General features: G+C 70.7%; 17 protein-coding genes. 9 read left to right on the forward strand and 8 right to left on the reverse strand.

The window, feature by feature from the left end:
- Positions 1 to 560 precede the first annotated feature (560 nt).
- Positions 561 to 1,139, forward strand: a complete 579-nt coding sequence (locus O7610_RS19735; RefSeq protein WP_289213647.1) for a hypothetical protein — start codon at positions 561 to 563, stop codon at positions 1,137 to 1,139.
- Positions 1,140 to 1,341: 202 nt separating this feature from the next.
- Here O7610_RS19735 and O7610_RS19740 read toward each other — a convergent pair whose 3' ends face one another.
- Both O7610_RS19740 and O7610_RS19745 read right to left on the reverse strand, forming a co-directional pair.
- Positions 1,342 to 2,094 carry an alpha/beta fold hydrolase gene (locus tag O7610_RS19740; protein ID WP_289213648.1) on the reverse strand — a complete coding sequence of 251 codons (753 nt, stop codon included), beginning with the start codon at positions 2,092 to 2,094 and terminating at the stop codon, positions 1,342 to 1,344.
- Between the two features lie 641 nt (positions 2,095 to 2,735).
- A complete protein-coding gene (locus O7610_RS19745; protein WP_289211512.1) occupies positions 2,736 to 3,380 on the reverse strand; it encodes a class I SAM-dependent methyltransferase in 645 nt (214 codons plus the stop codon).
- Positions 3,381 to 3,499: 119 nt separating this feature from the next.
- On the opposite strand from O7610_RS19745, the gene O7610_RS19750 reads away from it, so the two are divergent.
- The 3 genes from O7610_RS19750 to O7610_RS19760 all read left to right on the forward strand — a co-directional run bounded on the left by O7610_RS19750 (position 3,500) and on the right by O7610_RS19760 (position 6,301).
- Positions 3,500 to 3,985 (forward strand): hypothetical protein, encoded by a 486-nt coding sequence (locus O7610_RS19750; RefSeq protein WP_281552134.1) that lies wholly within the window; start codon positions 3,500 to 3,502, stop codon positions 3,983 to 3,985.
- A gap of 69 nt (positions 3,986 to 4,054) precedes the next feature.
- The gene (locus O7610_RS19755) at positions 4,055 to 4,822 is read left to right on the forward strand and encodes a response regulator transcription factor (RefSeq protein ID WP_281552135.1); all 768 of its coding nucleotides are present in this window, start codon (positions 4,055 to 4,057) and stop codon (positions 4,820 to 4,822) included.
- Between the two features lie 3 nt (positions 4,823 to 4,825).
- Positions 4,826 to 6,301 carry a sensor histidine kinase gene (locus O7610_RS19760; RefSeq protein ID WP_289211513.1) on the forward strand — a complete coding sequence of 492 codons (1,476 nt, stop codon included), beginning with the start codon at positions 4,826 to 4,828 and terminating at the stop codon, positions 6,299 to 6,301.
- Here O7610_RS19760 and O7610_RS19765 read toward each other — a convergent pair.
- Both O7610_RS19765 and O7610_RS19770 read right to left on the reverse strand, forming a co-directional pair.
- Positions 6,273 to 6,533 carry a Txe/YoeB family addiction module toxin gene (locus O7610_RS19765; protein ID WP_281552138.1) on the reverse strand — a complete coding sequence of 87 codons (261 nt, stop codon included), beginning with the start codon at positions 6,531 to 6,533 and terminating at the stop codon, positions 6,273 to 6,275. The genes O7610_RS19760 and O7610_RS19765 overlap by 29 nt on opposite strands.
- Positions 6,530 to 6,787, reverse strand: a complete 258-nt coding sequence (locus O7610_RS19770; protein ID WP_278173223.1) for a type II toxin-antitoxin system Phd/YefM family antitoxin — start codon at positions 6,785 to 6,787, stop codon at positions 6,530 to 6,532. The genes O7610_RS19765 and O7610_RS19770 overlap by 4 nt, the downstream gene beginning before the upstream one ends.
- A 157-nt stretch (positions 6,788 to 6,944) precedes the next feature.
- Here O7610_RS19770 and O7610_RS19775 point away from each other — a divergent pair, with 157 nt between their 5' ends.
- Positions 6,945 to 7,904 carry an SEC-C metal-binding domain-containing protein gene (locus O7610_RS19775; protein ID WP_289211514.1) on the forward strand — a complete coding sequence of 320 codons (960 nt, stop codon included), beginning with the start codon at positions 6,945 to 6,947 and terminating at the stop codon, positions 7,902 to 7,904.
- 24 nt (positions 7,905 to 7,928) lie between these two features.
- Here the strand turns inward: O7610_RS19775 and O7610_RS19780 are convergent, their stop codons facing one another.
- Both O7610_RS19780 and O7610_RS19785 read right to left on the reverse strand, forming a co-directional pair.
- Positions 7,929 to 8,321, reverse strand: coding sequence for a type II toxin-antitoxin system VapC family toxin (locus O7610_RS19780; protein WP_281552140.1), 393 nt, complete (start codon positions 8,319 to 8,321; stop codon positions 7,929 to 7,931).
- Positions 8,318 to 8,593 carry a type II toxin-antitoxin system Phd/YefM family antitoxin gene (locus O7610_RS19785; protein ID WP_281552141.1) on the reverse strand — a complete coding sequence of 92 codons (276 nt, stop codon included), beginning with the start codon at positions 8,591 to 8,593 and terminating at the stop codon, positions 8,318 to 8,320. Before O7610_RS19785 ends, O7610_RS19780 begins: the two co-directional genes overlap by 4 nt.
- A 174-nt stretch (positions 8,594 to 8,767) precedes the next feature.
- Between O7610_RS19785 and O7610_RS19790 the strand changes: the two genes are divergently transcribed.
- Positions 8,768 to 9,661: an LmeA family phospholipid-binding protein gene (locus O7610_RS19790; protein ID WP_281552142.1), complete on the forward strand. Its 894-nt coding sequence runs from the start codon at positions 8,768 to 8,770 to the stop codon at positions 9,659 to 9,661.
- 168 nt (positions 9,662 to 9,829) lie between these two features.
- Complete coding sequence (locus O7610_RS19795) at positions 9,830 to 11,899, forward strand: AAA family ATPase (RefSeq protein WP_281552143.1); 2,070 nt, start codon at positions 9,830 to 9,832, stop codon at positions 11,897 to 11,899.
- A gap of 16 nt (positions 11,900 to 11,915) precedes the next feature.
- Here the strand turns inward: O7610_RS19795 and O7610_RS19800 are convergent, their stop codons facing one another.
- Positions 11,916 to 13,970 carry an AAA family ATPase gene (locus tag O7610_RS19800; protein ID WP_281552144.1) on the reverse strand — a complete coding sequence of 685 codons (2,055 nt, stop codon included), beginning with the start codon at positions 13,968 to 13,970 and terminating at the stop codon, positions 11,916 to 11,918.
- Positions 13,971 to 14,067: 97 nt separating this feature from the next.
- The gene (locus O7610_RS19805; protein ID WP_281552145.1) at positions 14,068 to 14,646 is read right to left on the reverse strand and encodes an LURP-one-related family protein; all 579 of its coding nucleotides are present in this window, start codon (positions 14,644 to 14,646) and stop codon (positions 14,068 to 14,070) included.
- Between the two features lie 277 nt (positions 14,647 to 14,923).
- On the opposite strand from O7610_RS19805, the gene O7610_RS19810 reads away from it, so the two are divergent.
- Together O7610_RS19810 and recD2 are read left to right on the forward strand one after the other, a co-directional pair.
- Positions 14,924 to 16,900 carry an ABC transporter ATP-binding protein gene (locus O7610_RS19810; RefSeq protein ID WP_281552146.1) on the forward strand — a complete coding sequence of 659 codons (1,977 nt, stop codon included), beginning with the start codon at positions 14,924 to 14,926 and terminating at the stop codon, positions 16,898 to 16,900.
- Between the two features lie 118 nt (positions 16,901 to 17,018).
- Entirely contained in the window at positions 17,019 to 19,205 is a 2,187-nt protein-coding gene (gene recD2 / locus O7610_RS19815; RefSeq protein ID WP_281555753.1) for an SF1B family DNA helicase RecD2, read from the forward strand.
- Positions 19,206 to 19,241: the final 36 nt, after the last annotated feature.

Below are 19,241 nucleotides of genomic sequence, written 5' to 3' on the forward strand. Positions count from 1 at the left end.
CGGGGCGGTACAGCGAGATCCGCTCATGCCGCGAAGCCGCATCCTGCGCCACATCTGGCCGCGAGGTGCTCCTGAGCATGAGGTGCTGCTTTGATCGATATCATGCGTGCGTGGCGAGGGTCCTGGTGACGGGTATGTCGGACCGTCGAGCCTCGTCTGCGACGCGGCGCCACGACCAAGCTCGATGGGCGTCGTGACGTGTCCGAGCTGGCCGACACCCTTGAGAAGCTTGTGAGGGCAACGAACTGATCTGCCGCGATCGAGTCGTCGCGATGCGTGCGCCCTCGGTGGGGCATGCAGCAGGTCGAGCACCGTCCGGTCGGTCGGAGGCGGGCGCTGCGTCGGCGATCAACCTGTCGCTTCGCTCATGCCGCCGATCAGGCGTCACTTTGCGTGTACATGGCCAAAGTGTCGAGTGCGTTCGGCTGTTACCGACGTCAGCACCTCGGCGCGATGACGACGGCACCGGTCCAGGGCGCGTGCACGAGGTAGAGTTTCGCGTCGTGGTAGTAGGGCTCGATCAACATGCTGAGGATGGCCGCCGTCTTGGCCAGGAAGCGATGCGGCGGCTACGGCTCAGATCCGTCTGTGCGGTCGACCCCGGGCTGACCGACTCGGAACTCGACCGGATCGAGCAAGAATTCGGGTTCCGTTTCGCCGTTGACCATCGAGCCTTTCTGTCCGCAGGACTACCGGTGAACACCCGCCCCGAGCCGCGCGAGCCGGGCGTGATCTACACACACCCGAAGCCGTGGCCGAACTGGCGTAACGGGGACCGTGACAAGCTGCGCAGCCTGCTGTACTGGCCCTGCGAAGGGGTGCTGTTCGACGTCGAGAACAACGGCTTCTGGCACAGCAGCTGGGGTTCAAGGCCAAGCGGCACCGCATCGGCATTGGCGACAGCGACGCGCTCGCTGACGCAGGTTCCGAAGATGGTACCGGTGTATGGGCACCGGTATCTCCCTGGTGAGTCCGGGGCCTTCGGCCACCCGGTGCTTTCGATGTGGCAGACCGACATCATCTACTACGGGTTGCATCTGGCAGACTACGTCGACCGGGAGTTCGGTAACGTTGGCGTAAGCGAAACTCCGTGGGAGCCGAAGGCAAGCGTCGAGTTCTGGCGCGATCTAGTCTGTTGAGCCGTAGACTTCCCGTCGTCTCGTTCGCCGGGGAATCCCCAAACCAGCGCAGGTGTGCGGCGAGCAAGGCGGCGGCGATTCCGCTGCGGAGGGCTGTCTCTACCGCCCATGACTGTATGCGCACATCTTCCGCGATCCGAGCGTCACGATGCGTCACAACGATCGGTGTGCTGTCGTGCCGATGAGCGGATGTTGAACCGCATCAAGTCCTCGTGGCCTGAGAGGTGAGCCAACCGTGCAACGTCGTGGCCAGTTGTACGGGCTGGTCAAGCTGGACCAGGTGACCCGCCCCATCGATCAGCTCGAGTTGAGCGCCCGGGATGAGTTCTGTCAGTAGGTGAGCACGGTCGACAGGGATCCACGTGTCGTTCTTGCCCCACACCACCAGAACGGGCAAGTCCAGACGCGGGTAGAGACCCTGAATCTCGTCCGTATAGGTCTGGTCCGCCTGGGCGATCTGTCGGTAGAACGCGGCTTGCCCGTCGGTGTCCAGCCAGGGAGAAACGAGGTCCTGCAACTGGCTAGGCCTCAGGCCCATGTGACTAGCTCCTGCGATGTAGGCCCGGAGCGCTCCTTCGTGGACGGCCTTCGGCAGCGCGCTGAGAGCTTCGGCGTTGTCGCGCACAAGCCGGAAGAAGTCCGACCCCCAGGGAGCCAGCGCCACCACGTCGACGAGCGCCAACGACGCGAACGAACAGCCATGCAAGAGAAGGGCCCTCAACGCGACGGCGCCGCCGTAGTCGTGAGCTACGACATGCGGGGACGGCAGCTCCCAATGCGAGACGAGGTCAGCCAGTAACTCACCCTGGACGTCCAGAGACACCCGGTGATCTGGGAACTTTGAGGACTGCCCGTAACCGGGCATATCCCACAGGTGAACCGTGAACTGGGCGCTCAGAGCCTCGGCGTAGGAGCCCCACAACTGCGAGGACCACGGCGTCCCATGGCAGAACACGACGTCGGGCCCAGAACCCGTCCGACACCATCGGACCTCACGTCCGCGCCACTCGAACTCTTCCGTCAGATGCACCCGGCCAACATTGCCAGACGATCGCCCATCCCCTGAACATCCGCACATGCCGCGAGCCACGCGTCACGGAAAGCTGACCGGCTCGGGACGTACGCCGACTCCCGCGCCGAGCACCACGTCCTGCTCGACCAGGATTTCGACGGCGTACTCGCCGGGTGACACGGTCTGGGCGGACGCTTAGTGGGCGACTTCGCCGGCGGGGAAGCCCTCTGGCGGTTCGGCGGCCTCCAGTCGACCGCTGCCCCAGCCGTCGTTCCGGTCGGAAGTGCGGCGGCCTGGATGTCCCGCCCGATCCAATCATGCCCCACCATTCGCCGCCGAGCCCGGCGTGCGTCGGGCTGTCACGCCCGGCACGTTGTCGAGTGGAGGGTCCGGGCACGTCATCCCCGATGAATTACGTGCCTGGACCCTCCACTCGATGCGTACCGACAGGCGCGGGGAGAGGCGATGCACACGCTGCCCCGTAGCGCCCGAACAACTCGGCCCCCTTCACCGCCACTGGGCTGCCGGCGTCGAGGCTCAGCAGACAAGTTGGACGGCGACCAGCTGGACATCGTCCCCACCGGTCAGAGTTTGCGGGCGACCAGCATGCCCAGCGGCGGCCGGTCCGGCGCTGGCGCAGTCTGCTCGACGGTCACCAGGACCTGGAAACCGGCTCCGGTCAGCAACCGCGCCACCTCAGCCGGCCGCTGCCGGTGGAAGCGCAGGTCAATCCGCTTACCCTCGAACTCCTCCCGGTGCCGAACGTGGTCGCCGATCTGGAAGGCCAACATCAGGTAGCCGCCCGGCACCAGCACCCGATGGAACTCGGCGAACGCCTGCGACCGCCGCTGCCACGGCAGATGGATGATCGAGAAGAAGGCGAGCAACCCGCCGAGCCCACCGTCGGGCAGATCCAGATCGAGCATCGAGCCGACCTCGAACCGCAGCCCCGGGTACGCCCGGCGGGCGTGGTCGATCATGCGTGGGGACAGGTCGACCCCGAACGCGTCCAGTCCGTGCCCGGCCAGCAGCACGGTGACCCGGCCCGGCCCGCAGCCGACATCGGCGACCGCGGTGTTGCCCGTCGAGCGCACCAGTTCGGCGAACATGCCGAGCATGGCCCGGTCCAGCGGCGACTCGTCCAGCTCGCTCTTCACCGCCTCGGCGTACTCGCCGACGATCGCGTCGTAGGAGTCCCGGGTGGTGGTCAGGAAGTCGGCGTCGGACACCCGCAGCACGGTACGCGACCAGAGCCCGCGCGGTGGCGACGACCTCTCGTCGCAGACGCGCCGCGTACCGCGATCGGTTGCCTGATTTCCCGTCGCATCGATGTGGTGAGGTGACCGGCATGGGTGTGCTGTACGACTACTTCCGGTCCGTCGACGACGACGCGGCCATCGCGCTGATGGGCGAGCTCGACGGCGGGCCGGTCGCCCGCGCTGCCGGCAGCGGCGACATCGACGGTGCCGGCGGCGTTGCCGTGGACGCCGTCGACCTCAAGTGGATCGACCCTCCGGTCGCTCTCGGTCAGCTCGTCAGCTTCGTCCGCGACGCGCCCTGGCGGGCCAGCCTGGTGCAGAGCCGACTGATCTGGAGCCCGGAGCGGCACGGCCCGTGGCTGTTCGGCCTCGACGACGCCACCCGGGACGCCCTCGCCTCGATCACCGGCGGTCAGCTGCCGGAGCTGTCGGCGCGCTGGGGTCGGATCGACGAGTTCATCCACTCCGGCCCCCTGCCCGAGGACGAGCTCGTCCCGGTGATCGAGGCGATCGCCGGTCTCGCCCGACGGACCCGCGACGCCGGTGACCACCTCTACTGCTGGTGCTGCCTGTGACGGGCCGCGGCTGACCGGTGCCGCCGGTTCTCATCCTTCTCCCATGATGGCGTGATCTGATCAGCGGACATGGGCAACACATCGGCGCGCATCCTGGTCGTCGACGACCAGCCGAACATCGTCGACATGCTGGTCACCGTGCTCACCTTCCACGGTTTCGCCGTCGACTCCGCGACCACGGTGGCGCAGGCGGAGCAGCTCGCCGAGTCGGGTCGACCGGACCTCGTCGTACTCGACGTGATGCTGCCCGACGGCGACGGCTTCGACCTGTGCCGGCGGCTACGGCAACGCGGCCACCGGTTCGGCATCGTCTTCCTGACCGCCCGCGACGCCCGCCGCGACCTGGTCTCCGGGCTAACCCTCGGCGGTGACGACTACCTGACCAAGCCGTTCGCGGTGGAGGAACTGCTGGCCCGGGTACGGGCGGTGCTGCGCCGGGTCGGCTCCGGTCCCGCCGGGCGCGACGGTCCCGCCGGCCGGGACGGCCCCGCCGGGCCGGGCGATCCGGCTGGTACGGCCGGCCGGGCCGGCTCCGTGCTGCGCTACGCCGACCTGGAGCTGGACGAGGACACCCTGCTGGTGTCCCGGGCCGGCGCACCGGTGCAGTTGTCGCCGACCGAGTTCAAACTGCTGCGCTACCTGATGCTCAACTCCGGTCGGGTACTGTCCCGCAGTCAGATCCTGGAGGCGGTGTGGCGCTACGACTTCGGTGGTGAGTCGAATGTCGTCGACACCTACATCGGCTACCTGCGCCGCAAACTGGACCCGCTCGGTGAGCCGCTGATCGTCACCCACCGCGGCTTCGGCTACGCGCTGCGTACCGCCGTGCAGGGGTGAGCCGTGCTGCCGCGCAGCCGCACCCGGCGGGCACCGCGCTGGTCGCTGCGCGGGTCGCTGATCGCCGCCACCGTGGCGCTCACCTGCGCCGCGCTGCTGATCACCGGCGTGGTCAGCGCGGTCGCGATGCGCCAGCAGCTGATGAACCGCACCGACGAACAGCTCACCACTGCCGCCGCGCTGGTCGCCAGCGGCAGCCGGCAGATCGCCCGGGTCGGCGAGCGGGACCTGCGGGACCAGACGGTACGCGCGGTGATCGGCCCCACCGAGTTTCTGGTGGAGTTCCGCACCGGTGACGGCGAGCTGACCCGGTTCGCGTCGACCGCGCCGGTGCCGGCGACCCCGCTGCTGGACGCCGCACCGGCCCCGCCGCCCGGCGGGCGGTCCCCGCTGACCAGCATCACCACGCCGGAAGGGGGGTACCGGGTGGTGACCGTCGACGCCGGCCCCGGTGTGGTGCTGCTGGGGCTGCCGCTGGCCCCGGTCCGGGAGACCGTGGCGCGGCTGCTCGGCATCGAGGTGCTGGTGTCGGTGGCGGTCGCCGTACTGCTGGCGTTTCTGGCCCGGATGCTGATCGTGGCCCGGATGCGGCCGTTGGACGACATCGCGCGGACCGCCGACGCGATCGCCGGTGGGCAGTTGGACCGCCGGGTGCCGATAACCGACGACCCCCGACGGGTACGGCGTACCGAAGCGGGCCGGCTGACCCTGGCGGTCAACGGCATGCTGGACCGGATCCTCGCCGCGTTGGCCGTGCGGGAGCGATCCGAACAGCGGATGCGGTCGTTCGTCGCGGACGCGTCGCACGAGCTGCGCACCCCGCTGACCGTGATCCGCGGCTACACCCAGCTGCTGCGCGGCGGCATGGTCGACGAGCGGCGCCGGCCGGACGTGCTGCGCCGGCTCGACGACGAGGCCGCCCGGATGTCCAAGATGGTGTCCGATCTGCTGTTTCTGGCCCGGTTGGACGCCGAGCCGCAGTTGCAGGACGAGCCGGTCGACATCGCCGTGCTGGCCCGCGACGCGGTCGCCGACGCGCTCGCCGTCGAACCGCAACGGGTGATCGCGCTGGATTCGCCACCGCATCTGCTCGTCGCCGGCGATACTGACGCGCTGCGGCGGGTGCTGGCGAACCTGCTGGCCAACGTACGGGCGCACACGCCGGTCGAGGCGAACGCCGAGGTGTCGGTGCGCGCCGCCGCCGGCCGGGTGCGGGTGGCGGTGTCGGACACCGGGCCGGGGCTGACGCCGGAGGCCGCCGAACGGGTCTTCGACCGCTTCTACCGGGTAGGCGCGGCGGGCGGCGCCACCGAGGGCAGCGGGCTCGGGCTGGCGATCGTCGCCGACGCGGTACGGGCTCTCGGTGGCGAGGTCGGTGCCGACACCACTCCCGGCGGCGGGACCACCATCTGGTTCACCGTCCCCGCTGGACCGGCCGGTGCCGCTGGCGTCACTCGTAGTGGTAGCGGCATGAAATGACAGTGATTGCCCCCTGCTCGACCGCGTACACCAGACGGTGCTCATCGTCGATGCGCCGCGACCGCAGGCCGGCAAGGTTGTTCCGAAGAATCTCGGGCTTGCCGATGCCTGGCCCGTCAGGGTCCCGCTTGATGTCGGAAATCAGGGCGTTGATTCGCCTCAGCGTCTTGCGGTCCTGGGTCTGCCAGTACAGGTAGTCGGACCAGGCGTTGTCGGTCCAGGTGAGCTTCACTCGTCGAGACCCAGGTCACGCTCGACGGCGGTCCCGGCCCGCCACTGGTCGATGCTCTCCATCAGGTGATTCGCGTTGGCAGGCGTCCGGAGCAGGTAGTTCGTCTCCATGATCGAATCCCAGTCCTCCTTGCTCACCAGCACTGCGTTGCCCCGCTTGGAGACGATCTCGATCGGGGTGTGGTCCTCGTTGACCCGCTCGATGAGCGGGAACAGGGTCTTACGGGCCTCGCTCGCACTGATCGCCGCCGCCACGACTCCTCCTCAATCTTGTACCGGATACGGTACCACTTACCGGACTCCGCTGCCAGGATGCTCCCTCGCACCCCCGTAGCGGCTTGCGGTTGACGAGCAGCGCCGGGCGGGAGTGTCGCGGTGACGTCGGCGGGCGCAACGGGTACGGTCTCCGGCCGTGGCGACGAAACCGGCGAACCAGGCCGCCGCGCGGGCGGCGGCGCTTGAGGCCGACGCGGAGAAGTATCCGAACGAGCGGGCCGAGCTCCTGCTGGAAGCGGCCGAGGCGTGGCGGGTGGCCGGCCGACTCGACCGGGCACGCAAGCTGCTGGCCGAGCTGATCGCGGCGGGCGGCGAGGACGGCTGTTACGCGCGATGCGACCTGGCCGGCATCGAGTTCGAGGCCGGGGCGGACAGCGAGGCGTACGAGGAGCTGGCCCGGCTCGCCCGCGACCCCGACCTGGGTCAGGCGCAGTGCACCCTTGTCGCCGAGTTGCTGGCTGAACGCGGTGACCTGCCGGCGGCGCTGGTTTGGTACGACCGGGCCGTCGCTCGCCTGACGGCGGACGATCTCGAGGCGCTGCGCGGGCCGAACGGCTGGATGCAGATGTCGTCGGTGCTGGTTTGGGGCCGCCGCGAGGTCCGGCGCCGGCTCGGGTTGCCGGCCGACGCCACCGACGAGATAGCTCCGGCGGCACCGGCGCAGCGGATGGCCGAGCCGACCGGACTGCCGACGACCCTGGACGAGGCGCGTGAGCACTTCGAGTCGGGTCGGATACCTGACCAGTTGCGGCTGCTGGTGTTTCAGCGCGCCGAGCGGGCCGAGGCCCGCCGCCGGTGGCCCGACGCGTACGTCGACCCTGACGAGGTGTACTTCCCGGCGGCGGAGCGTCGCTGGCGCGGCCTGGCCGAAAGCGGGGTGCCGGCCATCCGCGTGGTGCCAGCCACGGTTGCCGGGTTGTCGGAGTTCGCCGAGCGGATCGGTGAGTCGCCGCTCGACTCAGCGGTGAAGACCCGGTACGCCAGGCTGGCCGCCGACCAGGACACGATCGTCTGGCCGCCGGCACGCAACGATCCGTGCTGGTGCGGGTCGGGCGCCAAGTACAAGAAGTGCTGCGGCCGAGCAGGCCTGGGCTAGTAACGCCGTACCCGACCCAGCGACCTAGCTGAGACCGGGGCAGGCTGTCGGTAGTCCGATCGTGCGGGCGATGTCCAGCATCCGCTTGTCGTAACTGATCAGGACCGTCAGGGCGTCGCCCAGCACCTGGGCGCTTGCGATGTGGATCGCGTCCAGGGACCGCGCACCTGATGGTATGAGCGCGGCGGCGTCCCGGACCTCGGCGGTCAGCAGGATCTCGGTGAAGTTGCGCAGCAGATCCGACATCATGTCGGGGTAGTCACCGATCGTGTCGAGGGTACGGACGGTCTCGACGAACCCGAGGGTCGACGTGGCCATCGGTGCCGCAGGTTGATCGGCAAGGTACTCGCGCAACTCGGGCGCGTACGACCGGCCAGAGACGAGGGTGACGAGAGCCGAGGAGTCAAGGTAGATCAACGGTCCTCGTCCTCACGGGCTTCGAGCAGCAGGTCCAGCGGTGACACGTCCTCTGGTACGTCGAAGTGCGGGATCTGGTCCAGGTCGCTCGTCGTGGTCGTGGCGAGTCTGATCAGGCCCTTCGCGACCAGCGGCGAGTAGCGGCTGAGGGCGGCCGAACCAGGCAGCAGCACGGCGATCACGGTGCCGTGCCGGGTGACCTCGAGCGTTTCGCCACGCTCGACCCTGGCGAACATGGCACTCGGGTTGTACGAGAATTCACGTACGGACACGGTGCTCAACCTGACCCCCTAACTGTGCCTACAACTCAACAATAGTACCTACAGCTTCAGCCGCCGCCCGGAACCACGGGACGAGCGGGTGCGGTTGCAGCGGTGCGGGCAGTTCTTAACGGGTTCTCATCGAACTCACGTCCGGCTTGCACCCCGGCCGGGTGTGATCGGGGCATGCGCATCTGGAGACCTCGCAACCGACGGGGATGGCTGCTGCTCACCGCGGCGCTGCTGATCCCCGGGAGTCTGGTCGTCGCGGACCGGATCGCCGCCGGGGTGGTCGGCGGCCGGCTCGCCGACGCCGTCGGCTGTGTCCTCGGGCTGGCCGAGCCGCCGCAGGTCGACGTAAACGGCTTCCCGTTCGTGACGCAGGCGTTGGCGGGCCGGTTCGCCGGTCTCACCGTCACCGCCGACCGCTTCGGCGAAAGCGACCTGCCGATCGCCGGGGTCACCGCCGAGGTGTCCGACGTCGAGATCGACGGCGACCTGGCGGCGGCCGGTGCCGGCTCCACCGGGTCGGGCCCCGTCGAGATCCGGATCGGTCGGCTGTACGCCGCGCTCACGGTCGACCTCACGCGACTGGACGCGCTGGCCGGCAACCGGTCCGACAGCGGGACCGAGGACCGGTCCGACGGCGAGGCCGCGGACTCCGGCGGCGGTCTGCTCTCCGGGGCCGACGTGCAGATTCGCGGCAGCGGCAACGGCCAGCTGATCGTCGACCTGATAGCGACGAGCTTCGGCCAGGCCGTGCCGGTGACCGTGTACGCCGTACCCGTGCTCGACGGCCGGATGTTGCGGATCGAGCCGGTGGAGGTCGAGGTATTCGGGCTGCGCCGCTCCGCCGACCAGCTGGCCGGTGCCGTCGGCGCCGGTGCCCTCGGCGAACGCCGGATCGAACGGGAACTGCCCGAGCTGCCGGCCGGGCTGGCGTACCAGGGGCTGACCGCGACCGCCGACGGGCTGCGCCTGGAGATCACCGGCGAGTCCGTCGCCGTCGGCGGCGACGAGCTGCGACCCGCCGGGCGGGCGACGCCGTCAGGGACCGACAAGTGCGGGGAGTCAGCGTGAACACGGTCCAGACCGGTGGCCGCCCTGATCGCCAATTTGGACCGTCGGGGACACCCAGACGGACACTTGGCGCGACGGGCTGCTACCGGCCAGCGAAGCGGGTCGACCACTCGACGCAGCAGCCGGGCTGCCGTTCAGCACCGGCGGTAACCCACCGTAGTATGCCGGGTGGACCAGATCACGGGGGGTGCGGTGGCTGGGCGGCTGGCAAACCGACTGGGAACGGCCCGCGAGGAGGCGTTCGTCGGCCGTACCGCCGAACTGGACGCCTTCCGGGCCGCGCTCGCCGGCACGCCCGACGGATGTCCGGTGTGGTTCGTGCACGGCCCCGGCGGCATCGGCAAGTCCATGTTGCTGCGTCGGTTCTCGGCCCTCGCCCGCGACGCCGGCCGGATCGTCGTCCAGGTCGACGGTGCCGGCATCGACCCGTCCCCGGCCGGATTCACCGCAGCAGCCTACGCCGCGCTCAGCGGTGCGCCGGCCGTCCTGCTCGTCGACACGTTCGAACGCTGCCAGGGCCTGGAAGGCTGGTTGCGGGACCGGTTCCTGCCGCGCATCCCGGACGGGGTCGTCGTGGTGGTCGCCAGCCGGCAGGCACCGGACTGCGAGTGGCAGGCCGACCTCGGCTGGTCCGGCGTACTGCGGGTCGAGAGCCTCAGCGGCCTGCCACCGGCCGCGGCGACCGAGCTGCTGGACCGGCGCGGCGTACCACGTGAACTCTGGGACGCGGTGCTGCGTTTCGCCGGCGGCCATCCGCTCGCGCTCAACCTCTCCGCCGCGGTCGCCGTCGGTGACCGCCGGGCCGCCGCCACCTGGACGCCGACCCCGGACGTCGTCGCGACCCTGCTGCACCATCTGGTCGGCGAGCTGCCGTCGGCGCGACACCGGCTCGCGCTGGAGACCTGCTCACACGCGCTGACCACCACCGAGGACCTGCTGCGTTCGGTGGTCGGCGAGGCGGCGGCGGAGCTGTTCGCCTGGCTGCGCCGGCTACCATTCGTCCAAAGTGACCGTGATGGGGTCGTCCCGCACGACGTGGTACGCAGTGTGCTGGACACGGATCTGCGCTGGCGGGACCCGCACGGCTACCAGGTGATGCACGCCCGGGTGGCGGCCCACCTGCTGCACCGGGCACGGGCCGCCAGCGGCGATGCCGTCCTACCGGCGGTCCGCTCGCTGTACCACATCCTGCAGGACACCGCCGTGATGGCGCCGTTCGCGCTGCGCCACGGCGGCGGCGCGGTCTACCCGGACCGGATGGCACCCGGCGACCACGCCACCCTGCGACGGATCGTGCGGGAATCCGGCGACGGCGCCGACGATCTGGTCGGCTTCTGGCTGGACCGCCAGCCGGAGGCGTTCGACGTGTACCGGCGCTCGCACGACGGGGCCATCGCCGGGTTCCAGGTGACGCTGCGGCTGACCGGTCCGGATCCGGACGAGGTCGCCGCCGACCCGGTGGTCGCGGCGGTGTGGCGGCATGCCGCAGCCGCGCAGCCACGGGCCGGCGAACACATCCTGCTCACCCGGTTCAGCTACCCGCTGGCGGCGCGGCGGCGCTCCGCGGTCCGGAATCTGATGCACGTCCGGACCCTTCAGTGGTGGATCCGCTCGGAGCGTCTCGCCTGGTCGTTCCTCACGCTGGCGGACGAGGCGGTCGGGGTGGCGGAGTTCATCGACCACCAGCCGGTCCGGCCCCGGCCGGTGGTGGACGGCCGAGCGTACGACCTGTACGCGCACGACTGGCGGGCGGTCCCGGTGGATGTGTGGGCGGCCCGGGTGACCGCGTGGCCGCTGACCGCCGCGCCGGTCCGGTCCTCGACGGCCGCGACCACCACTGTCGCGACCCCGGTCCATACGGTGCTGTCCCGGCCCGACTTCGACGCGGCGGTCCGGTCGGCGCTGCGACGGCTGCACGACGGGTCGGCGCTGCGGGCCAACCCGCTGACCGGCAGCCGGCTGGTGGTCGACCCCGGGGGTGGCTCCGACGCCGATCAGGCAAGCGTCCGGGACCCGGTGGACACGCTGCGGACGCTGTTGACCGACACGGCGGAGTCGCTGCGGCACGACCCCCGCGACGCCAAGCTGTACCGGGTGCTGTCCGCCACCTACCTCGCCGGGCCGACCACCCAGGAGGCGGCGGCGGACCGGCTCGGCCTGCCGGCCAGCACGTACAAGCGGCATCTGCGGGCCGCCATCGACCGGGTCTGTGAGCTGTTGTGGCGCCGGGAGTCGTAACCGGACCGTCGCTCAGCTACGGTCGGGCCCGTGCAGGTCCGCCGTGCAGTTCGCGGTGCCACAGGGCGTCGCTGATCCGGTCCAGTGCCCGGGTCAGGTGCCGCCGGTAGGTGCTGTACGGCAGACCGAGCCGGTCCGCTGCCGCCTCCTGCGTCGGGGTGCCGTGCACGAACGTGGTGACCAGCACCCGGTGTGACCGGACGTCGTCACGCAGGCCGTCGAGCGCGGCGCCGAGGACGCCCCGTAAAGCGTCGACCGGGTCGCCGTCCGGACGTTCGGCGACCAGCCGCGTACGGACCAGCGGGTTGGTGGCCAGTGCGTCGGGGCGGCGCCAGGCCCGCATCGCGGACCGGACCGCGGCGTCGAACTCGGGGCGGGACAGCACCAGCAGGTCGGCACCGGGCCGGGCGGGACGAGGCTGCAGCCCGTACAGCAGTTGCTGCTGGTTGTGATCGAGCCAGTGCATCAGCGGGGTGACCCGCCAGTCGTGGAAGAACAGGTGGTACGGGCGTCCGCCGACCTGCGGCACCGTCTCGACCGGATGGTCGTCGAAGTAGGCCAGGTTCGGCCCCCAGAACTCGGCGTCGTGCAGCACCAGATAGTGCAGGGCCAGACCCTTGTCATGCAGGTAGTGGGCCAGCATCCGCATCTGGATCATGTCGGTCACCGGCGACGGCCGCTGGTAGGGCGGGCGATGCACCATGAACCGGGCCAGGCCGATGTGTTCGCGGCCGCGCAGCGGGGCGCTGGCCCGGCAGTGCCGCCAGGCGGTGTCGACGACCGGATCGGTTTCCAGCTCGGCCGGCTGCGGGTCGTCCAGGTCCAGCCAGATCATGAAGCCCACCACCTCGCCGGTGGCAGAACTGCGGTAGACGTGGCAGCCCTCGGGCCGGCGGTCCAGCCAGAAGCCGACCAGCGCGGCGGACTCCGGGCCTTCGGCCTCACCTGCGAGGTCCAGCACCGTCGACCGGTCCGCCGGCTGGTACGGATCCTCGTAGGCCTCGCCCTCGCCGGCGAAGGTGAAGTAGCGGCGGATCTCCTGCGCGTGCCGTTGCAGGTACATCATCGCGCCGACCGCCGGCAGCACCGCCGGCCCGGTGGCGGCCAACGCCTGCTCGAGCAGGTAGGCGTGCAGCCGCCGGTGCATGGTCTCGTAGCCCTGCGGGTCGCGCCAGCGCAGGTCGTCGTTGAGCGCGTCGCGGACCACATCGTGCGGGCGCAGGCCGCGGGCGTCGGACTCGATGAACGGCAACTCACGCAGCCAGGCGAAGATCGGCCCGGGGTCGCAGTCCAGGGCCGCCCGCAGCAGTCCTTCAGTGGTCGTCTGGGCGTGCGCGCAGATCTCCAGCGCCTGCCGGTGCAGTGGCGACGGCGTCTCCCCGATCAGCTGGGTGAGCAGGGTCTCCACCACGTTCAGGCTGGGCCGCCAGGCGGCGGTGGCGGCGGCCTCGTGGGTGACCGCGACCTCGGCGGCGAGCCGCAGCGCCAGCGGGTGGCCGCCGGCGAACGACAACACCGAGGGGTGCAGATCCGGCGGTACGCCCCGGCGGTTGAGCAGCGCGACGGCGTGCTCCCGGGACAGGTTGCCCATCGGGATCACTTTCAGCAGGTCACGCCAGGCCGGATCGGCCCGCCACTGCGGCCCGGGGCCGCCCCGGCCGGCCAGCACCACCAGGACGGACTCCGGCAGTCGGGGCAGAAACCGGTCCCGCAGCCAGTCCTCCAGCCCCTGGCAGTGCTCGAATGAGTCGACCAGCAGCACCGCCGTCTCGTCGGCCAGCGCATCAGCGGCGGCGAGCTCGAACCGGGCCGGAGACGGACTGACCGCCCTTCCATCCACATGCACCACCCGTCGTCCGGCGGCGGCCGCCTCGTCCCCGAAGTACCGCAGCAGGGTGGACTTGCCGATGCCACCCGGCCCGTGCAGGTAGAGCACTCCGAGCGGCTCGGGGGCGCGCTCCAACGCCTGCCGCAGCAGGGCGAGCTCGGCGGCTCGGCCGACGAAGTGGCGCTCCCGGGTCTGCCGCAGCCGCCGGTCCAGACTGGTGGTCGCTTGCCCACATCCGGCCATCACAAATCGATATCTTAGTGAAGCCGGTACGCCAGCGGCCTCCCCGGCCCGGCTGCCGGGACGGCACCACCGGCCGCCCCGGGGCAGGATCGGCGGGTCACCGCGACTGCAGGGCGTCCAGCGCGACGGCCATGGCGATCACCAGCCGACGGTCCAGTTGCGGGTGATGGATGTCGACCTGGTAGTTGTCCCGCAGGCCCCACCTGCGCACCACGGAGAAGGCCGGCTGGCCGTCGATGGTGAAGTCGAAGTGGTACGGCAGCCAGGAAAGCAGGTCACTGAACCGGCGCAGCAGGGCGACCACCATGTTGCGTTCCGCGCCGGTCGCCACCCCGATGCCGGGCTGCTCCAGGTGCCAGGTGGAGCGCAGCAGCGACCGGGCGAAGTCCTTACGGAACAGTCCGATCGGGTGGCCGGCGGCATCCGTCACGTCGTAGGTCGCCCCGAGGTCGATCACCTGCCGGGCCTTGAACCCGAGTACGGGCCGCTGGCGCTGGTCGTCGGCGTAGAGGGTGACCTGTTCGCGGAAGGCCAGCCGCTTCTGCTGGGCGAAGGCGAGCAGCGGCCCGGGTGCGCCGTCCGGGCCGACGGCGCGGACCTCGTACTGGTTGACCATCAACCGGATGCGCTGTCGCACGTACAGCTGTCGGAGCGTCTGCAGTTGCTGCTGGTCCATCGGTCGGTGGCCTTCTTCCGTCGGGGTGGGCGGCCGTTCGCCACCGGCGCGGTGGGCGGCCGTTCGCCACCGGCGCGGTGGGCGGCCGTTCGCCACCGGCGCGGTGGGCGGCCGTTCGCCACCGGCGCGGTGGGCGGCCGTTCGCCAGCCGATCGAAAGTTTGCCATGGATAGCCGGTACGACACTCACCGGCATCACCGACCACATATCCTTCAGTAGCCTCCACGCTACGTTCCGTCCGCCCCTGCGGCAGGCCGACGACAAAGGATTCGGACGTATGTGGCCTATTCAGCAGAAAGCTTCCGCTGCCGCGCAACCATCCGACGGCTTCCCCGACGACGGCGAGGCGCTGCCCGAACTCGCCGACGCGGACTGGATGCACCACGCCCGCGGGTTCGCCGAGACCAGCTTCTGGACGGTCGCCCGCCGGCTGCCCGGAATCCTCGCCGAGGCGGTCAAGTTGGCCTGGTCGGTGAGCCCACGCGACACGGTCGCCGCGATCGGGCTGAACGTCGTGGCCGGGGTGATGACCACCTTCGGGCTGCTGGCCACCAGCAGCGTACTGCGGGAACTGTTCGCCTCCGGGCCGACGCCGGACCGGATCCGCGCGGCCGCCCCGGCGCTCGCCGTCGCCGCGCTCGCCGTGGCGGCCCGGGGCGGACTGACCATCGCCGCCGGCTGGGCCCAGGCCCGGCTGATGCCACAGGTCACCTACCGGGCCGAGCTACGGCTGTTCGAGGCCACCACGTCGGTGGAGCTGGCCGCGTTCGACGACGCCGGCTTCGCCGAGGAGATGGACCGGGCCCGCGACCGGGGCACCGTCGAAGCGGCGTCCATTGTCGATGACGCGGTGAACCTCACCACCGGGGTCGTCGGGGTGGCCGCCACCGCCGCAGCGGTCACCGTCATCGAGCCGCTGCTGCTGCCGTGTCTGCTGCTGGCGGCGGTACCGGCCGCCGTCACCGCCATTCGGATCGCCCGCCGCGAGTACCTCGCGTTGCTGGCCCGGATCACCCGGCGGCGGCGGATGTGGATGTTGGCCCACCTGATGGCCAACCGGCACACCGCTGCGGAAATCCGCACCTACCAGATGCGGGACTTCCTGCTCGGCGAGTATCACCGCACGATGACCACCGAGACCCGGGCCCAGCTGCGGTTGGTGCGGGCGCAGACCGGCACCCGGGTCGTCGGGGGTGCGTTCAGCGGTACCGCTGCCTTCGTCGTCTACGCCGTACTCGGCGGTCTGCTCCTAGTCGGCATGATCCCGCTGGCCGCCGCCGCCACCGCGATGATCGCGCTCCAGGCGGCCCGGGCCAACCTGAACACCGCCATCCACGCCACCAACGCGCTGTACGAGGACGCGCTGTACTACCGCGACTACCGCGACTTCCTGGCCCGCGCCGACCGGCAGGTGCCACCGGCCGGCGGCCGGCGGATCGGCGGGTACGACGAAATCGAGCTGGACGGCGTCAGCCTGAGCTACCCGGACACCGACCGGCCGGCGGTCGACGGAGTCAGCCTGACCCTGCGTCGGGGTGAGGTGGTCGCGCTGGTCGGCGAGAACGGCTCTGGAAAGTCGTCGCTGGCCAAGCTGATCGCCGGGCTGTACCGGCCGAGCAGCGGCACCATCCGCTGGGACGGCGTCGACATCGACGAGATCGACCCGCAGCGGCTCGCCGGCCAGGTCGCGGTGGTGAGCCAGGACTGGTGGCGGTTCCCGTTCACCGCCGGGCAGAACATCACCATCGGCCGGCCAGGCCACGACCAGGCTGAGCCCGGTCGTCCGGACCACCACCAGGCAGCGGGCGACCGGGTACGGCCGTCCATGGTAGACGCCGCGACGGCCGCCACCGCCCACGACATGATCGAGAGCCTGCCCCGGGGGTATCGGACGCTGCTCGACCGCAACTTCCGGGAGGGCCACGACCTGTCCGGTGGCCAGTGGCAGCGGCTGGTCGCCGCCCGCGGCATCTACCGCGACGCGCCGCTGCTGATCTGCGACGAACCGTCGGCGGCGCTGGACGCCCGCGCCGAACACGCTCTGTTCCAGCAGCTCCGCCGCCGGCCGGACCGGACCGTCGTACTGATCACTCACCGGCTGGCGAACGTCCGTCAGGCCGACCGGATCTACGTGCTGCGGTCGGGTCGGCTGGTCGAGGCCGGTACGCACGACGAGCTGCTCGCCGCCGACGGGCTGTACCGGGAACTGTTCGAGCTGCAGGCGAGCGGGTACGCCGACACGCCGGTCGGATAATCGACCGGTGACCGCCACCACCGGACCCACCGCCGCCCCGGCCACGCCCTCCGCAGCGCCCCCGACCACGCCGCCAGCCACGCCCCCGGCCGCGCACCCGGCCCGACACCCGGCAGCGGTGCTGGAGGCGGTCCTGGAACGGATCACCTATGCCAACGAGGAGACCGGCTACACCATCGCCCGGGTCGCCACCGACCGGTCCGGCACCGACCTGCTGACCGTGGTCGGCTCGCTGCTCGGCGTACAGCCGGGGGAGAGCATCCGGCTGGTCGGCCGGTGGGGGTCGCACCCGAAGTACGGCCGACAGTTCGAGGTCCACTCGTACACCACGGTGCTGCCGGCCACCGTGCAGGGCATCGAGCGGTACCTCGGATCCGGCCTGATCAAGGGGATCGGGCCGAAGATGGCCGGCCGGATCGTCGCCCACTTCGGCGCCGACACGCTACGAATCATCGAGGAAGAGGCTGGCCGGCTGGTCGAAGTGCCCGGTCTCGGGCCGAAACGGACCTCCCTGATCGCCAAGGCGTGGATCGAACAGCAGGCGATCAAGGAAGTGATGATCTTCCTGCAGGGGGTCGGGGTCACCACCTCGCTCGCCGTACGGATCTACAAGAAGTACGGCGACGGGTCGATCTCGGTCGTCCGCAACGAGCCGTACCGGCTGGCCGCCGACGTCTGGGGCATCGGGTTCAAGACCGCCGACACCATCGCCCAGGCAGTCGGCATCCCGCACGACAGCCCGGAACGGATCAAGGCCGGCATCCAGTACACCCTCTCCGAGGCCGCCGACCACGGCCACTGCTACCTGCCGGAGCCCAACCTGTGCACCGACGCCGCCGGCATCCTCGGCGTCGCCGTCGAACTGGTCCGCGACGCGCTCACCGCGCTGGTCACGGAGGAAGGCGTGGTACGCGAGGCGGTGCCGAACCCGACCAGCGAGGGCGGCATCATCCCGGCCGTCTACCTGGTGCCGTTCCACCGCGCCGAATGCTCACTGGCCGGCAGCCTGCTGCGGCTGCTGCACCACCGGGCCGACCGGTTGTCGGCGTTCGCCGACGTCGACTGGGGCCGGGCGCTGGCCTGGCTGCGCGCCGGCACCGGCGCCGACCTCGCCCCCGAGCAGGAGCAGGCGGTACGCCTGGCGCTGACCTCGAAGGTGGCGGTGCTCACCGGCGGGCCGGGCTGCGGCAAGTCGTTCACCGTCAAGTCGATCATCACGCTGGCCGCCGCCAAGGGTGCCAAGATCGTGCTGGCCGCGCCGACCGGCCGGGCGGCGAAACGGATGACCGAGCTCACCGGTCACCCGGCGGCAACCGTGCACCGGCTGCTGCAACTGCGGCCGGGCGGCGATCCGACGTACGACCGGGACAACCCGATCGACGCGGACCTGATCGTCGTCGACGAGGCCTCGATGCTCGACCTGATCCTGGCCAACAAGCTGGTCAAGGCGGTGGCACCCGGTGCCCACCTGCTGCTGGTCGGCGACGTCGACCAGTTGCCGTCGGTCGGTGCCGGCGAGGTGCTGCGCGACGTGCTCGCCGCCCCGGCCGTACCGCAGGTCCGGTTGACCCGGATCTTCCGGCAGGCCCAGGAGTCCGGGGTGGTGGTCAACGCGCACCGGATCAACGCCGGCGAGCAGCCGCGCACCGACGGCATGGCCGACTTCTTCCTGTTCGCGGCCGACGAGCCGGAGGCGGTCGCCGGCCTGGTGGTGGACATCGTCGCCCGGCGGATCCCGCGCAAGTTCCGGGTGCCGGCCCGCGACATCCAGGTGCTCGCCCCGATGCACCGGGGCCCGGCCGGCGCCGGCAACCTGAACACCGCCCTGCAGGAGGCGCTTGCCCCGCCGCGCGACGACCGGCCGGAGCGGCGGCACGGCGCCCGGGTGTTCCGGATCAACGACAAGGTCATCCAGATCCGCAACAACTACGACAAGGGCACCGCCGGAGTCTTCAACGGCACCATCGGAGTCGTCACCGCGGTCAGCACCGAGGACCGCAAGCTCACCGTCCGCACCGACGAGGACGAGGACATCGAGTACGAGTTCGACGAGCTGGACGAGCTGCAGCACGCGTACGCGATCACCGTGCACCGCTCACAGGGCAGCGAGTACCCGGCGGTGGTCATCCCGGTGACGATGAGTTCGTACACGCTGCTGCAGCGCAACCTGCTCTACACGGCGGTGACCCGGGCGAAGAAGCTCGTCGTGCTGGTCGGCTCGCGCAAGGCGATCGCGATCGCGGTCCGAACCGCCGGGGCAGGCCGCCGGCACACCGCACTCACCCACCGCCTGGCACCCGACTGACCCGGGTCCGGACCACCCGGGTCTTACGACCGGCCG

Source organism: Solwaraspora sp. WMMA2065 (assembly GCF_030345075.1).
In the GTDB taxonomy this organism is placed as follows: Bacteria; Actinomycetota; Actinomycetes; order Mycobacteriales; family Micromonosporaceae; genus Micromonospora_E.

Coding starts and splice junctions, on each gene's coding strand:
- O7610_RS19805 (WP_281552145.1), bottom strand. CDS start 14,646: ATGGACCAGCAGCAACTGCAGACGCTCCGACAGCTGTACGTGCGACAG.
- O7610_RS19755 (WP_281552135.1), top strand. CDS start 4,055: ATGGGCAACACATCGGCGCGCATCCTGGTCGTCGACGACCAGCCGAAC.
- O7610_RS19750 (WP_281552134.1), top strand. CDS start 3,500: ATGGGTGTGCTGTACGACTACTTCCGGTCCGTCGACGACGACGCGGCC.
- O7610_RS19735 (WP_289213647.1), top strand. CDS start 561: ATGCGGCGGCTACGGCTCAGATCCGTCTGTGCGGTCGACCCCGGGCTG.
- O7610_RS19810 (WP_281552146.1), top strand. CDS start 14,924: ATGTGGCCTATTCAGCAGAAAGCTTCCGCTGCCGCGCAACCATCCGAC.
- O7610_RS19790 (WP_281552142.1), top strand. CDS start 8,768: ATGCGCATCTGGAGACCTCGCAACCGACGGGGATGGCTGCTGCTCACC.
- O7610_RS19800 (WP_281552144.1), bottom strand. CDS start 13,970: ATGGCCGGATGTGGGCAAGCGACCACCAGTCTGGACCGGCGGCTGCGG.